Raw genomic sequence first — 12,812 nt, forward strand, 5'->3', positions numbered from 1 at the left:
GACTCATCCGTCAAGCATGACGCGACTCATGACAAGCGTGTCCCCGACAGGATTCGAACCTGCGACCTTTGGTACCGGAAACCAATGCTCTAATCCACTGAGCTACGGAGACAATGCCGATCACACTAGCACCCCGTGTGTGGGCAGAAGAAATTGGTGCAGCGCTTCACGACGAAACCCTCAGGACACTCTCAGCCACACGCCATGGTTTCTCAACACCGGCGTTTCATAATGATTGTGCGCCGCGGGAACGGCGTGACACGGGAAACAATGACAGCGAAATGGCCGGCCCCAATTGGGACCGGCCATTTCGTGTATCTCGCCCCGGCAACGGTGCCGGGGAAGAGGAGTGTTACTTCACGACCATGACGATAAGGTCACGCGGGCCGTGCACGCCCTCGACGCGCACGAGCTCGATGTCGGAGGTAGCGGACGGGCCAGAAATCATCGTGGCCGGGCGCTCCGGGTTGATGCGGGCGATCATCTCCGGCACGCCGTAGACGACGGTGTCGGCGCGCACGATGCAGATGTGGCGGTCTGGAACCAGCGACAGGGCGCGGCGGCCGCACACGTCGCCGGACTCCAGCACGATCGAGCCGGTCTGCGCGGAGGTGACGTGGGAATCCGTCACCACGGCGTCCACATCGCCCAGCGCACGCGGATCCGACGTGACGTCATCCGGACGGGCAGTGCCGGAGAAACCGTCGAACAGGGAGGCATCCAGGCCCGGTGCGTAGACAACGTCCTTGCACTTGCGGTCTGCGAGAACCTTCAGCAGGTCGTCGCCAAGCGTCTGCTCGGTCGTCTCGACGACGTCAGCCTTGTAGTCCACGAGGCGGTCGATGAGGATCTCGCGCAGCTCGTCGCCCTTGATGTCGGAGGTGGTGCGGTACTCGCGGACCACCTCGACATGCTCCGGAACGTTAGAGAGCTTGTGGGCGTCGCGGATGCGCTTGAGAATCTCGCGCTTCGCAGCCTCGTTACGGGAGTCGCGGGCGGGGGAGCCTGCAGCATTACCAGTTGCGGTAGACATTTACTTCTCCTCCTCCATTGGCTCGGTGTTGACCTTCTGGCCATTCGGAATGCCCTGCTCACGTGCCTCGGACAGCAGACGCTTCGCCTCGTCCGTCTCCCACCACTGGCGGAAGGACTTCTTCGGCGGCACCGCAACATCGCGGTAGCCAGTCCAGCCGGAGATTGGAGGCGGCATGGTCTCGATCTTGCCGTTAAAGCCGCCGAGCACACGACCAAGCGCAACCATGCGGACCAGACGGTTCCACACATTGCTGCGACCCCAGACCTGTGCCAGCGACGCAAACGCGGCCTGCTCCATACGGTTCGGCTCGTTCTTCGCCTTCTGGTAGCGCAGCTCCAACAGAATGTCGGTGATCGGGATCTTCACCGGGCAAACCTCGTTGCAGCGACCGCACAGCGAGGATGCGTACGGCAGGGAACCGTTCGGGTCATCAGACGAATCGATGCCGGTGAGCTGCGGGGTCAGGATTGCACCAATCGGACCCGGGTAGGTGGAACCGTAGGAGTGTCCACCTGCACGCTCGTAGACCGGGCACACGTTCAAGCAAGCCGAGCAGCGGATGCACTTCAGTGCCTCGCGACCGATCTCGTTAGACATCGCAGCGGTGCGGCCGTTATCCAGCAGAACGATGTGGAAGTTCTGTGGGCCGTCGCCCTCGGTCACACCGGACCACAGGGAGGTGTACGGGTTCATGCGCTCGCCAGTGGAGGAGCGCGGCAGCAGCTGCAGGAACACACCGAGGTCATCGAAGCTCGGCAGGAGCTTCTCAATGCCCATCACGGTGATAAGGGTCTCCGGCAGGGTCAGGCACATACGGCCGTTGCCCTCAGACTCGACGATGGAGACGGTGCCGGTATCAGCGCAACCGAAGTTGGCGCCGGAAATGGCAACCTTTGCCTCCATGAACTGCTGACGCAGGTACTGACGTGCAGCCTCTGCAAGCTCCGCCGGTTCCTGGGTCAGCGTCTCGTCCGTGTTCGGCATCTTCGCGGCGAAGATGTCGCGGATCTCCGCGCGGTTGCGGTGGATCGCCGGGACGAGAATATGGGACGGGAAGTCCTCGCCGAGCTGCACAATAAGCTCGGCCAGGTCGGTCTCCTGAGCGAAGATGCCGGCCTTTTCCAGCTCGTCGTTCAAAGCGATTTCCTGGGTTGCCATGGACTTGATCTTGACGACCTTGTCCTCACCAGTCTCCTTGATCAGGCCCTGGATGATCTCGTTGGCTTCCTTGGAATCGCGAGCCCAGTGGACGTGGCCACCGCGCTTGGTCACGTTCTCCTCGAACTGTTCAAGCAGCTCGGGCATACGTGCCGCAACGTCGCGCTTAATGGTGGAGCCTGCCTCGCGCAGCTGCTGCCAGTCATCCAGCTCGTCGACAACGTTCTGACGCTTCACACGAATGGTCGTGGTGGCGTACTGGTAGTTACGGCGCTTGGTGACGTCGTTCAGTTCGTGGTGCGCAGCCTTCTGGAACTTCTCCTTGCCGCGCAGGTGAGCCGGGCCGTTGGCAAACGGCGGCATCGTGGGCTGTCCGAGTGCAACCTTCACAGCATCTTCTCCTTCGTGTACACCGCAGACGTCGGGGTCAGCGGGTGCTCCTTGGTGGAGGCGAGGATCTCAGCCATGTGCACGGCTCGAATGCCTTGGTGCTGGCGAGACAGTGCACCACCAATGTTCATCAAGCAAGAGGAGTCACCAGCGGTGACAAACTCCGCCTGGGTCTCCTTGATGTGGCGGACCTTGTCGGACACCATCGCGGAAGACACCTCAGGCATCTTCACAGAGAATGTGCCGCCGAAACCGCAGCACTCCTCGGAGTTCGGCAGATCCACAAGCTCAAGGCCCTCAACGTGGCGCAGCAGCTCGGTCGGACGGTCGCCGACCTTGAGGAAGCGCAGGGAGTGGCAAGAGGAGTGGTAGGTCACGCGGTGCGGGAAGAATGCGCCCACGTCGTAGGTGCCGGCGACATCAACGATGAATTCGGAGAGATCGTAGGTCTTCTTCGAGGCGATCTTTGCGCCGTCGACAAGCGCCTTGGAGCCGAAACGCTCCGCAAGCTCGACGTGCTGCTCGCGGACAGCTCCCGCGCAGGAGCCCGAAGGAGCCACAACGTAGTCAATCGACGAGTCTGCAAAGGCATCGACGTACGTCTCAATGATTGGGACGGCTTGTTCTTTGTAGCCAGTGTTGACGTGCATCTGGCCGCAGCAGGTTTGTTGCTCGGGGAAGACAACCTCATAGCCGAGACGGGAAAGCACAATGGCCGAGGCCTTATGCGCGTCAGGGAAGAGGGCGTCGCCGATACAAGTAGAAAACAGAGCTACTCGCATTTCGGGCTCCTATCATGGGAAATCTCAGGGAAAACGACGAAACTCCCGAGGTCACTTGGACCTCGGGAGCACCGTAAAAGGATGGCAGTTACGGAACGACCGGAGCAAGGACCTCTAGAACGTTCGACTGCAGAAAGACTATCACGCACACTGCGAGCAAGAAGCCGAAGGACCAGCCCACGACCTTCTTGAAAATCTCGGACTCCTTGCCCTCCATGCTCACCGCGGTAGCGGCAATTGCGAGGGACTGCGGGGAGATCATCTTGCCCACAACACCACCGGTGGTGTTAGCAGCCAGCATGAGGTCCGGGTTGAGGCCAAGGTTGTTCGCGGCGGTGACCTGAAGGTTGGCGAACAGGGCGTTGGCCGAGGTGTCGGAACCAGTCACAGCCACGCCGACCCAGCCAAGCATCGGAGCGAAGAACGCGAATGCCGGGCCGAGGTTGGCAAAGAACTCACCAATGGTCACGGTCTGACCCGAGTAGTTCATCACGTATGCCAGTGCGAGCACCAGCATGATGGTGACGGCAGACCAGCGCATCTTCCATGCGGTGTCCACGAACTCCTTACCAACTTGGCCCCAGGTGAGGCTGTAGCGACCGTTGTCGTTGAACACCATGTAGGCGATGGAGACGATGATGGCGGAAATGACCATCAGCGAGCCCGGGTTGTTGATGTAGGCGAATGAGTAGTCGGTGTTGACCGCCTCGCCCGCAGCATTGAGCAGCTGGCCATCGATGACTGGCCACGGGAACGAGATCTTGAACTGCTTGAGCCAGGTCGGAATCGTGGTGCCCAGGTTTGCCAGGCCGAACACGACAACGACGATTGCGTACGGCATGAGTGCCATCCAGACGCGGCTGCCGGTGAGCGCTTCAGTGTCGCCATCTTCGTCGGCGTACGGCTCGAGGCCGAGGCGCTCACGCATGGCTTCCACACCGCGCGGCTGCCAAAAACGCAGCAGCACAAACGCGGCGCCAAGTGCGACGATGCAGGCAATAACGTCGGTGAGCTGGTAGGCGAAGTGGTTGGAGGTCCACCACTGGGCGATCGCGAAAGCCAGACCGATGACACCTGCGGCCGGGGCGGTCTCCTTGACGCCACGGAAGCCGTCGATAAGCAGCGCAATGATGAACGGCACGAAGAACGCCAGAACCGGGGTCTGGTGGCCGACGATGGCGGCGATGTTCTCGGTCTGCTCCAGCGTACGACCACCCACGTCACCTGCGGTGGTAATCGGAATGGCGACCGCGCCGAATGCCACCGGAGCGGTGTTCGCAATAAGCACCACGGTGGCGGCCTTCAGCGGCGGGATGCCGAGCGCGAGAATCATCGTCGCGGTAATAGCAACCGGGGCACCGAAGCCGGCGAGGGCTTCAAGCAGGCCACCGAAGCAGAAAGCGATGAGCATCGCCTGGATACGAACGTCACCGTTGCCCATCTTGTCGAACACAAGGCGAAGGTCCTCGAAACGACCAGAGGCGACCGTGATCTGGTAGAACCAGATGGCCGTCAGGATGACGAATACGATGGGGAACAGGCCGAACAGGCCACCGCGGAACGCGGAAGAGATGGCAAACGCGGTCGGCATATGGAAGCCGAAGATGGCCACGAGAATTGCAACGATAAGTGCAACAAAACCCGAGGTGTGAGCGCGAGCTTTCACGCCGAGCAGCATGATGAAGAAGGTCAACAGCGGCAGGGTAGACACCAATGCCGACAGACCAGTGCTGCCACCGACTGCGTCGGTGAAGATTTGGAATTGGTCCATAAAACAGGGCTCTTTCGAGACAGGAACGGAAAAAGAAACGGGTGACCGTGGCCTCGGCGTGCGAGACCCGATGGGCTAAATATGCCAAACAAGGCAGCGAAGTGAAAAGATTTGCCCCTCAAGGGGGATGTGAATTAGCGCACTTTGCGTATCGACGACCATCCGTATGCGCCCGTGTCAAAGCCCTCAATTACACTGCATGCCCATGACGCCAGCAGAACTTGCCACCACCGTAAAAGCCGCCGCAGAGCGCGTGCTTGCAGACCATGATCTCGACGCCTCTGTTGTCCCCGACACCGTGACTGTAGAGCGCCCGCGCAATCCGGAGCACGGCGACTACGCCACCAACATTGCACTGCAAGTGGCGAAGAAGGCGGGCACGAACCCGCGCGAACTCGCAGGCTGGCTTGCAGAGGTCTTGGCAGAGGACCCAGCCATCGCCGCCGCTGAGATCGCAGGGCCCGGCTTTATTAACCTGCGCCTCGCCGCAGACGCCCAGGGCCAGCTGGTAGCCAAGGTGCTCGAGGAGGGTGCCGCGTTTGGCAACTCCGACATCTACGCCGGCGAGAAGGTGAACCTGGAATTCGTCTCGGCGAACCCGACCGGCCCGATTCACCTCGGCGGTACCCGCTGGGCTGCGGTGGGTGACTCGCTGGGCCGCGTGCTTGAGGCTTCGGGCGCGAAGGTGACCCGCGAGTACTACTTCAACGACCACGGTGGCCAGATCGACCGCTTCGCGCGTTCGTTGGTTGCTGCTGCCAAGGGGGATCCAACCCCGGAGGATGGTTACGGGGGCGATTATATTCGCGAGATCGCTCAGGCGGTCGTCGAAAAGCAGCCTAATGCTCTCGAAGGCACTGATGCTGAGGTGCAGGAGACCTTCCGCGCTGCTGGCGTGGAGATGATGTTCGCGCAGATTAAGCAGTCGCTGCACGATTTCGGCGTGGACTTCGACGTGTACTTCCACGAGAACTCGCTGTTCGAGTCGGGTGCGGTGGATAAGGCGATTGCCACCCTGAAGGAAAACGGCAACCTGTATGAGGCTGACAACGCGTGGTGGCTGCGCTCCTCTGACTTTGGCGACGACAAGGACCGTGTGGTGATCAAGTCCGACGGCGACGCGGCATACATCGCCGGCGACATCGCCTACGTTGCGGACAAGTTCGACCGCGACCACACGCTTGCCATTTATATGTTGGGTGCGGACCACCACGGCTACATCGCACGTCTGAAGGCTGCGGCGCAGGCGCTGGGCTACAACGCGGACGCCGTCGAAGTGCTCATCGGTCAGATGGTCAACCTCGTGCGCGACGGCCAGGCGGTGAAGATGTCCAAGCGTGCAGGCACCGTGATCACGCTTGAGGATCTTGTCGACGCCATTGGCGTGGATGGCGCGCGCTACTCGCTGGTGCGCTCCTCTGTGGACTCCTCGCTGGATATCGACCTAGATCTGTGGACGAAGCAGTCCTCCGACAACCCCGTCTACTACGTCCAGTACGGCCACGCGCGGCTGTGCTCGATTGAGCGCAAGGCGAAGGAAGCTGGTGTGACGCTGCCCGGCGTCGCGGACATCGACTTGGGCCTGCTGACCCACGAGAAGGAAGGCGACCTGATCCGCACGATCGGTGAGTTCCCTGCAGTCGTGCGCGCCGCCGCAGAGCTGCGCGAGCCGCACCGCATTGCCCGCTACACCGAAGAGTTGGCCAGCGCCTTCCACAAGTTCTACGACTCCTGCCAGATCCTGCCGAAGGCCGGCGAGGCGCCGGAGCCGATCCACACGGCACGTCTCGCACTTGCGATGGCGACACGCCAGGTGATTGCAAACGCGCTGGGCCTGATCGGCGTGAGCGCCCCGGAGCGGATGTAATGACTGTTTTCGTATCCACCCCGTACAGCACCGACGAGGGCGACTTCAACGAACTGCCCGCACACGTTTGGCCGCGAAACGCCAAGCGTGAAGAAGACGGGGTAGTGACCATCGCTGGTGTGCCACTGCCTGAGATCGTCGCCGAATACGGCAGCCCGGTTGTCGTCGTGGATGAGGACGATTTCCGCTCTCGCTGCCGCGACATGGCGGAAGCATTCCGTGCGCCGGAAAATGTGCACTACGCGTCGAAGGCCTTTTTGACCCGACACATTGCACGTTGGGTGGATGAGGAAGGTCTTGCCCTCGATGTGGCGAGTGAAAACGAGCTCCGCATCGCACTTGCAGCCGATTTCCCGCCGGAACGCATCACTGTTCACGGCAACAACAAGTCCGACGAGTTTCTGCGCCTATGCGTGGATTCGCGCGTGGGGCATGTGGTCATCGACTCTCACCAGGAGTTAGCGCAGCTGGAAGCTGTCGCCCGCGAGGCCGGTGTCATCCAAGATGTGTTCATCCGAGTGAAGCCCGGCGTGGATGCGCACACGCACGAGTTCATTGCGACGAGCCACGAAGACCAGAAGTTCGGCATTTCCCTGGCCACTGGCGACGCACTTGCTGCGGCCGTGGCAGCAATTGACTCAGATTCGCTGCAGTTGACCGGCCTGCACTGCCATGTTGGTTCCCAGGTCTTCGACGCTGAAGGCTTCAAGCTGGCTGCAGAGCGCGTGCTCGGTCTGTACGCAGAAGTGTGGAAGACCTGCGGTGTCGCGCTTGGCTACCTTGATCTGGGCGGCGGCTACGGCATTGCTTATATGTCAGGGGAGCAGCCGCTCGACGTCGCGGCTGTTGCGCGCGACCTGCTTGCGTCCGTGCAGGATGTCGCTGACGAGCTCGGCATCGCCGCGCCGACTGTGGTTGTGGAGCCGGGACGTGCGATTGCTGGTCCTTCTGCGGTGACGGTGTACACCGCGGGTGTGATTAAGGAAGTCGATACCTCGTTCACCACATCTCGTCGCTACATCGCGGTCGATGGTGGCATGAGCGACAACATTCGCCCTGCGCTCTACGGGGCGCTTTACGACGCCCGCGTGGTCAACCGCTTCGTCGACGGTGACAACACCGATACCCGCCTGGTTGGTTCGCACTGTGAGTCCGGCGACATTCTCGTAGAGAATGCGAAGTGGCCGAATGATATTTCCTCCGGCGATCTCATTGCGTTGGCTGCGACTGGCGCGTACTGCTACTCCATGGCTTCGAATTACAACGCGTTTGGACGTCCGGCTGTCGTGTCCGTGCGCGGCGGACAGATCACCCCGATGGTGCGCCGCGAGACTGTGGAAGACCTGTTGGCCCGCGAATATTAATTGACCTGAGTGCTTGCTTAAGCGATAGTAGACCAAGCGGTTCAAACCTGTACTTTGCAGCAACGAAAAGGAGCATCCTGACCATGACAGTTGCCAGCGCTGAAGGCATCAACGGAAACTACCCCGGCAAGGGCATCGGCACCCCGGTGGGTATTGCCGTGTTGGGTAAGGGCACCGTGGGCACGGAAGTGCTGCGCCTGCTCAGCGAATTCTCTTCGAACTTGGAAAATCGCATCGGTGGCCCGATCGAGGTCCGTGGCGTGGCTGTCTCCGACGTGGACAAGCATAAGGACGCGCCTGAAGTCCAGGGACTTTACTTGACTGCGGATGCGAGCGAACTGGTCACACGCGACGACGTAGACATTGTCGTTGAGCTCATCGGCGGTATTGATTATCCACGTAAGCTGGTGCTTGAGGCTCTCAACGCCGGCAAGTCTGTCGTAACTGCGAATAAGGCACTTGTCGCGGCACACGGCTCCGAGTTAGCAGACGCGGCGAACGCAGCCGGCGTCGACCTGTACTACGAAGCAGCCGTCGCTGCCGCGATCCCCGTGGTCGGCATGCTGCGCCGTTCGCTCGCGGGCGACCAGGTGCAGCGCATCTCCGGCATTGTTAACGGCACCACGAACTTCATCCTGGACGCGATGGCTTCCACCGGCGCGAGCTACGAGGAGGCGCTGGCTGAGGCAACCCGTTTGGGCTACGCCGAGGCTGACCCGACTGCGGACGTCGAAGGCCACGACGCGGCCTCCAAGGCAGCGATCCTTGCGTCCATGGGCTTCCACACCCGTGTGACGTTCGACGACGTCCACTGCGAGGGCATCACCAAGATCACCGCAGACGACATCGCGGCAGCGAAGAAGTCCAACCAGACGATTAAGCTGCTGGCCATCTGTGAGCGTCTCTTGGACGAAAACGGCAACACCACCGGCATTAACGCGCGTGTGCACCCGACGCTGGTGCCGAACGAGCACCCGCTGGCAACGGTGGACAAGAGCTACAACGCCATCTTCGTCGAGGCAGAAGCAGCCGGCCGCCTGATGTTCTACGGCAACGGCGCCGGCGGTGCCCCAACCGCTTCCGCCGTGTTGGGCGATCTTGTCGGTGCAGCCCGTAACAAGGTCCACGGTGGCCGCGCGCCAGCGGAGAACCCGTACGCGGACTACCCGATTGTGGCGTTTGACGATGTGACCACGCGCTACCACATCAACATGACCGTCAACGACCGCGTCGGCGTGCTCGCAGACCTCACGGCTCGCTTTGCTAAGGCAGGGGTGTCGCTTTCCGCGGTCCGTCAGGAGGAATCTGGCGACGAGGCACACCTGATCGTCGTCACGCACGGCGCACGTGAAGCTGCCCTGAACGGCATCGTCGAAGAGCTCACCGGCCACGATGATGTGAAGGCCGTCAACTCCGTCATCCGCCTCGACGCTTAAAGGAGCACTCCGTCATGGCAACCGATCTTGAAGTAGGCCTGAAAGCACGAGTGAAGGTTCCGGGCTCCTCGGCGAACCTTGGTCCCGGCTTCGACACCCTCGGCCTGGCGCTGAGCATCTACGACACGCTCGAGGTAGAAGTCATCGAGTCTGGCCTCGAAGTGGAGATCTTCGGCGAGGGAGCCGACGATCTGCCGCGCGATAGCTCGAACCTGATCGTCAAAGCGATCAACTCTGGCCTGATTGCCGCGGATGTGCGGGCGCCGGGTCTGCGCGTGGTGTGCCACAACCAGATCCCGCAATCGCGCGGTCTGGGCTCGTCTGCTGCCGCGGCAGCCGCAGGTGTCGTCGCTGCGAATACGCTCGCGGGCTCGCCGCTGGATGAGGACACCGTCGTGCAGCTCTCGTCTGAGTTTGAGGGCCACCCGGATAACGCGGGTGCGTCCGTGCTCGGCGGGGCAGTGGTGTCCTGGACCGACATTCCGGTCGATGGGTGCTCGAAGCCGTCCTACCGTGCCGTGCGCATTCCTGTCGACGAGTCCATCAAGGCCGTAGCCCTCGTCCCGGACTTTCACGCATCCACCAATGCGGTGCGCAAGGTCCTGCCGAGCCACGTCACCCACACCGATGCGCGGTTCAACGTCTCGCGCACCGCTGTGATGACGGCTGCGCTGCAGCACCACCCGCACCTCCTGTTTGAAGGCACCCGCGACCGCCTGCACCAGCCGTACCGCGCCGACGTCCTTCCGGTGACTGCGGAGTGGGTCAACCGCCTGCGCAACCGCGGCTACGCGGCATACCTGTCTGGCGCAGGTCCGACCGCGCTCGTGCTCATCACCGAGCCCATTGAGCCTGCGCTTCTCGACGACGCCCGCGCCGCCGGCCTCCGCGTCATCGAACTCGACGTCGCAGGGCCGGTGACCGCAGAACTGCTGCGCGACTAGCGCAAATGCTTTGATGCCCCGGGGTGCACATGCGTACCCCGGGGCATCGTTTTTGTGCGGCATTATGATGTCGCCTTCGGCCGGCTGCCTGGGCCGGGCAAGGCGATGATGTCGAACTCCTCGCGCTGCAGGTGCTTGCGCAGGTCCTTCTTGTCAAACTTGCCTACGGACGTTTTGTCGATTGAATCCACAAACGTCCAATACTCAGGCGCCATCCACTTCGGCAACGTGTCTGCGAGCGATTCGCGGAGTCGTGCCGCAGTCTCCTTTGTCGGCTCAATGCCCGAGAGAAGCTTGGTTACCGCCAGCGGTCGCTCACCCCACTTGGGGTCCGGGATTCCGATCACTGCGCATTCGACGACTTCCTCGGACTCCATAATGAGGTTTTCCACCTGTGCGGAGTAGATCCACTCGCCGCCGGAGCGAATGACGTCGCGGGCGCGGTCGTAGAGCGTCATAAACCCGGCGTTGGTGACGGTGCCTACGTCGCCGGTACGCAGCCAGCCGTCGGCAGTGAAGTGTGCGCGCACGTCATCAACTTCTTCGCCCCGGAAGGTGGAAGCGATCTCGCCCGGTTCTTGCGTGGGTGAGTGGTAGTAGCCTGCGGCGACCATATTGCCGCGGACCTGAATCTCACCCTGGGTCAAGTCGTTAAACGCCATGACTTGGCCATCGTTGACCACGCGGTATTCCAGTGACGGGGCAAAGCGTCCCTGGGAAATGCGGTAGGACCAGCGCGCCTCACCAGAAGCGCCCGATGGCGGACGCGCCACTGTGCCGACCGTGGTGGTTTCCGTCATGCCCCAGCAGTGGACGATGTCCACGCCGTAGCGTTCCTCCCACATCTTGATCAGCGCCGGTGGGGCAGGAGAACCGCCGACGAAGATCTCCTGCAGACTCATTCGTTCCGGGCGATTGTGCAGGTAATGCACCATCAGCTGGATCCACAAGGTGGGCACGCCGTGTGCCACGCGCGGGTGCGTGCTTGCGATAAGTTTTGCCAGTGTCGGGGCAGACACGTCCGAATCGGGCAGAACCAGGGGAGTGCCCGCGAGAAAAGCTGCGAACGGTACGCCCCAACTGAGCACGTGGTAGATCGGGATGCAGCACAAAAACGTCTCACCGTGAGTGACCGCTAGTGAGTCCGTTGCGCGAAGGCCGGTCGCTTCTAGCCACAACGCGCGGTGGGAGTAGGCGACGCCCTTCGGTGCGCCGGTCGTTGCTGTTGAATAGACCAAGGCAGCGGCGGTGTTCTCCGGGAGTTCGGGCCAGTCGTACTTTGTCGAGCGGCCGTCGAGAAGCTCCTCGTAGCTGTACACAGCGACATGCTCTGGCAGATACGCCGCGGCGTCTGTAATCGGTTCGGCACCTGTAAATGCCACCGCGCGAACCTTGGGGCAAAGCTCCACAACGTTGCCTAACTTCTCCGCAAGCCGCGGATCGGCAACGATCAGTTCAGCCTCGGAGTGGTTGGCAACGTAGGCGATCTGGTCCGTCATCAACTGGATATTTAGCGGCGTAAACACAGCGCCCTTGGCAGCGACGGCGAACATCACCTCGAGGTGCTCAGAGCAGTTGTACAGCATGGTGGCGACGCGTTGATCGCTATCAATGCCGAGGTCATCATGCAGGGCGTGGGCGAAGGCCGAAGCGCGGGCGCCGATTTCGGCGAACGTCGTTTCTTCCGCGCCATCAGTGCGCCATGTGGTGCACTTCGTTGTCGCGTGCGCAGTCCTGCCGTATTCGAGAATGCGTGCGACGGAAAAGGGCACTTCCTGCATCGTTGAAAGCATGTTGGCAATGTTAGCGAAGCAATGCGACACGCCCCGGATTAAACCGCGGACGCAAATGCGCTACACTTTGCGCAGGATCGTGCGAACCGCACCCGGCAGGGGTTGTCCCAGGTGGGGATGCGATGGCGGGCACAGCGGCGATTTTTGCTCCCGCACCCCGTGAGATCCGGCAGGGCTACAAAGTTTTACTTCAGTCCAATCCCGATGAAACGCACCGCTTCCAGCATGCACCGTCGCGTGTTAACTACGCGAGAACCTGCTGGTTGAGCGA

General features: G+C 61.6%; 9 protein-coding genes and 1 tRNA gene. 4 read left to right on the forward strand and 6 right to left on the reverse strand.

What is annotated here, in order from left to right; genetic code table 11:
* Positions 1 to 38: 38 nt before the first annotated feature.
* The 5 genes from HMPREF2690_RS10500 to HMPREF2690_RS10520 all read right to left on the reverse strand — a co-directional run bounded on the left by HMPREF2690_RS10500 (position 39) and on the right by HMPREF2690_RS10520 (position 5,137).
* Positions 39 to 112: transfer RNA gene (locus tag HMPREF2690_RS10500), tRNA-Arg, on the reverse strand.
* A 240-nt stretch (positions 113 to 352) separates the two neighbouring features.
* Positions 353 to 1,033, reverse strand: coding sequence for a LutC/YkgG family protein (locus HMPREF2690_RS10505; RefSeq protein ID WP_070820850.1), 681 nt, complete (start codon positions 1,031 to 1,033; stop codon positions 353 to 355).
* The gene (locus HMPREF2690_RS10510) at positions 1,034 to 2,584 is read right to left on the reverse strand and encodes a LutB/LldF family L-lactate oxidation iron-sulfur protein (RefSeq protein ID WP_210401393.1); all 1,551 of its coding nucleotides are present in this window, start codon (positions 2,582 to 2,584) and stop codon (positions 1,034 to 1,036) included.
* Positions 2,581 to 3,366: a (Fe-S)-binding protein gene (locus HMPREF2690_RS10515; RefSeq protein ID WP_070421832.1), complete on the reverse strand. Its 786-nt coding sequence runs from the start codon at positions 3,364 to 3,366 to the stop codon at positions 2,581 to 2,583. Before HMPREF2690_RS10515 ends, HMPREF2690_RS10510 begins: the two co-directional genes overlap by 4 nt.
* A gap of 88 nt (positions 3,367 to 3,454) precedes the next feature.
* Complete coding sequence (locus HMPREF2690_RS10520; protein WP_070482780.1) at positions 3,455 to 5,137, reverse strand: L-lactate permease; 1,683 nt, start codon at positions 5,135 to 5,137, stop codon at positions 3,455 to 3,457.
* A gap of 205 nt (positions 5,138 to 5,342) precedes the next feature.
* Here HMPREF2690_RS10520 and argS point away from each other — a divergent pair, with 205 nt between their 5' ends.
* The 4 genes from argS (at position 5,343) to thrB (ending at position 10,748) form a co-directional block, all read left to right on the forward strand.
* Complete coding sequence (argS, locus tag HMPREF2690_RS10525; RefSeq protein WP_070482783.1) at positions 5,343 to 7,004, forward strand: arginine--tRNA ligase; 1,662 nt, start codon at positions 5,343 to 5,345, stop codon at positions 7,002 to 7,004.
* Entirely contained in the window at positions 7,004 to 8,368 is a 1,365-nt protein-coding gene (gene lysA, locus HMPREF2690_RS10530; RefSeq protein WP_070482786.1) for a diaminopimelate decarboxylase, read from the forward strand. Before argS ends, lysA begins: the two co-directional genes overlap by 1 nt.
* Before the next feature lie 83 nt (positions 8,369 to 8,451).
* Positions 8,452 to 9,804 carry a homoserine dehydrogenase gene (locus HMPREF2690_RS10535; protein WP_070452197.1) on the forward strand — a complete coding sequence of 451 codons (1,353 nt, stop codon included), beginning with the start codon at positions 8,452 to 8,454 and terminating at the stop codon, positions 9,802 to 9,804.
* Positions 9,805 to 9,818: 14 nt separating this feature from the next.
* Positions 9,819 to 10,748 (forward strand): homoserine kinase, encoded by a 930-nt coding sequence (gene thrB / locus HMPREF2690_RS10540; protein ID WP_070820851.1) that lies wholly within the window; start codon positions 9,819 to 9,821, stop codon positions 10,746 to 10,748.
* A 62-nt stretch (positions 10,749 to 10,810) separates the two neighbouring features.
* Here thrB and HMPREF2690_RS10545 read toward each other — a convergent pair whose 3' ends face one another.
* On the reverse strand, positions 10,811 to 12,541 hold the full coding sequence (locus HMPREF2690_RS10545) for a long-chain fatty-acid--CoA ligase (protein WP_070452359.1): 1,731 nt from the start codon (positions 12,539 to 12,541) through the stop codon (positions 10,811 to 10,813).
* Positions 12,542 to 12,812 lie beyond the last annotated feature (271 nt).

This window comes from Corynebacterium sp. HMSC034E11 (assembly GCF_001835905.1).
Taxonomy (GTDB): Bacteria; Actinomycetota; Actinomycetes; order Mycobacteriales; family Mycobacteriaceae; genus Corynebacterium; species Corynebacterium coyleae.

Coding starts and splice junctions, on each gene's coding strand:
- lysA (WP_070482786.1), top strand. CDS start 7,004: ATGACTGTTTTCGTATCCACCCCGTACAGCACCGACGAGGGCGACTTC.
- HMPREF2690_RS10545 (WP_070452359.1), bottom strand. CDS start 12,541: ATGCTTTCAACGATGCAGGAAGTGCCCTTTTCCGTCGCACGCATTCTC.
- HMPREF2690_RS10535 (WP_070452197.1), top strand. CDS start 8,452: ATGACAGTTGCCAGCGCTGAAGGCATCAACGGAAACTACCCCGGCAAG.
- HMPREF2690_RS10520 (WP_070482780.1), bottom strand. CDS start 5,137: ATGGACCAATTCCAAATCTTCACCGACGCAGTCGGTGGCAGCACTGGT.
- argS (WP_070482783.1), top strand. CDS start 5,343: ATGACGCCAGCAGAACTTGCCACCACCGTAAAAGCCGCCGCAGAGCGC.
- thrB (WP_070820851.1), top strand. CDS start 9,819: ATGGCAACCGATCTTGAAGTAGGCCTGAAAGCACGAGTGAAGGTTCCG.
- HMPREF2690_RS10515 (WP_070421832.1), bottom strand. CDS start 3,366: ATGCGAGTAGCTCTGTTTTCTACTTGTATCGGCGACGCCCTCTTCCCT.
- HMPREF2690_RS10505 (WP_070820850.1), bottom strand. CDS start 1,033: ATGTCTACCGCAACTGGTAATGCTGCAGGCTCCCCCGCCCGCGACTCC.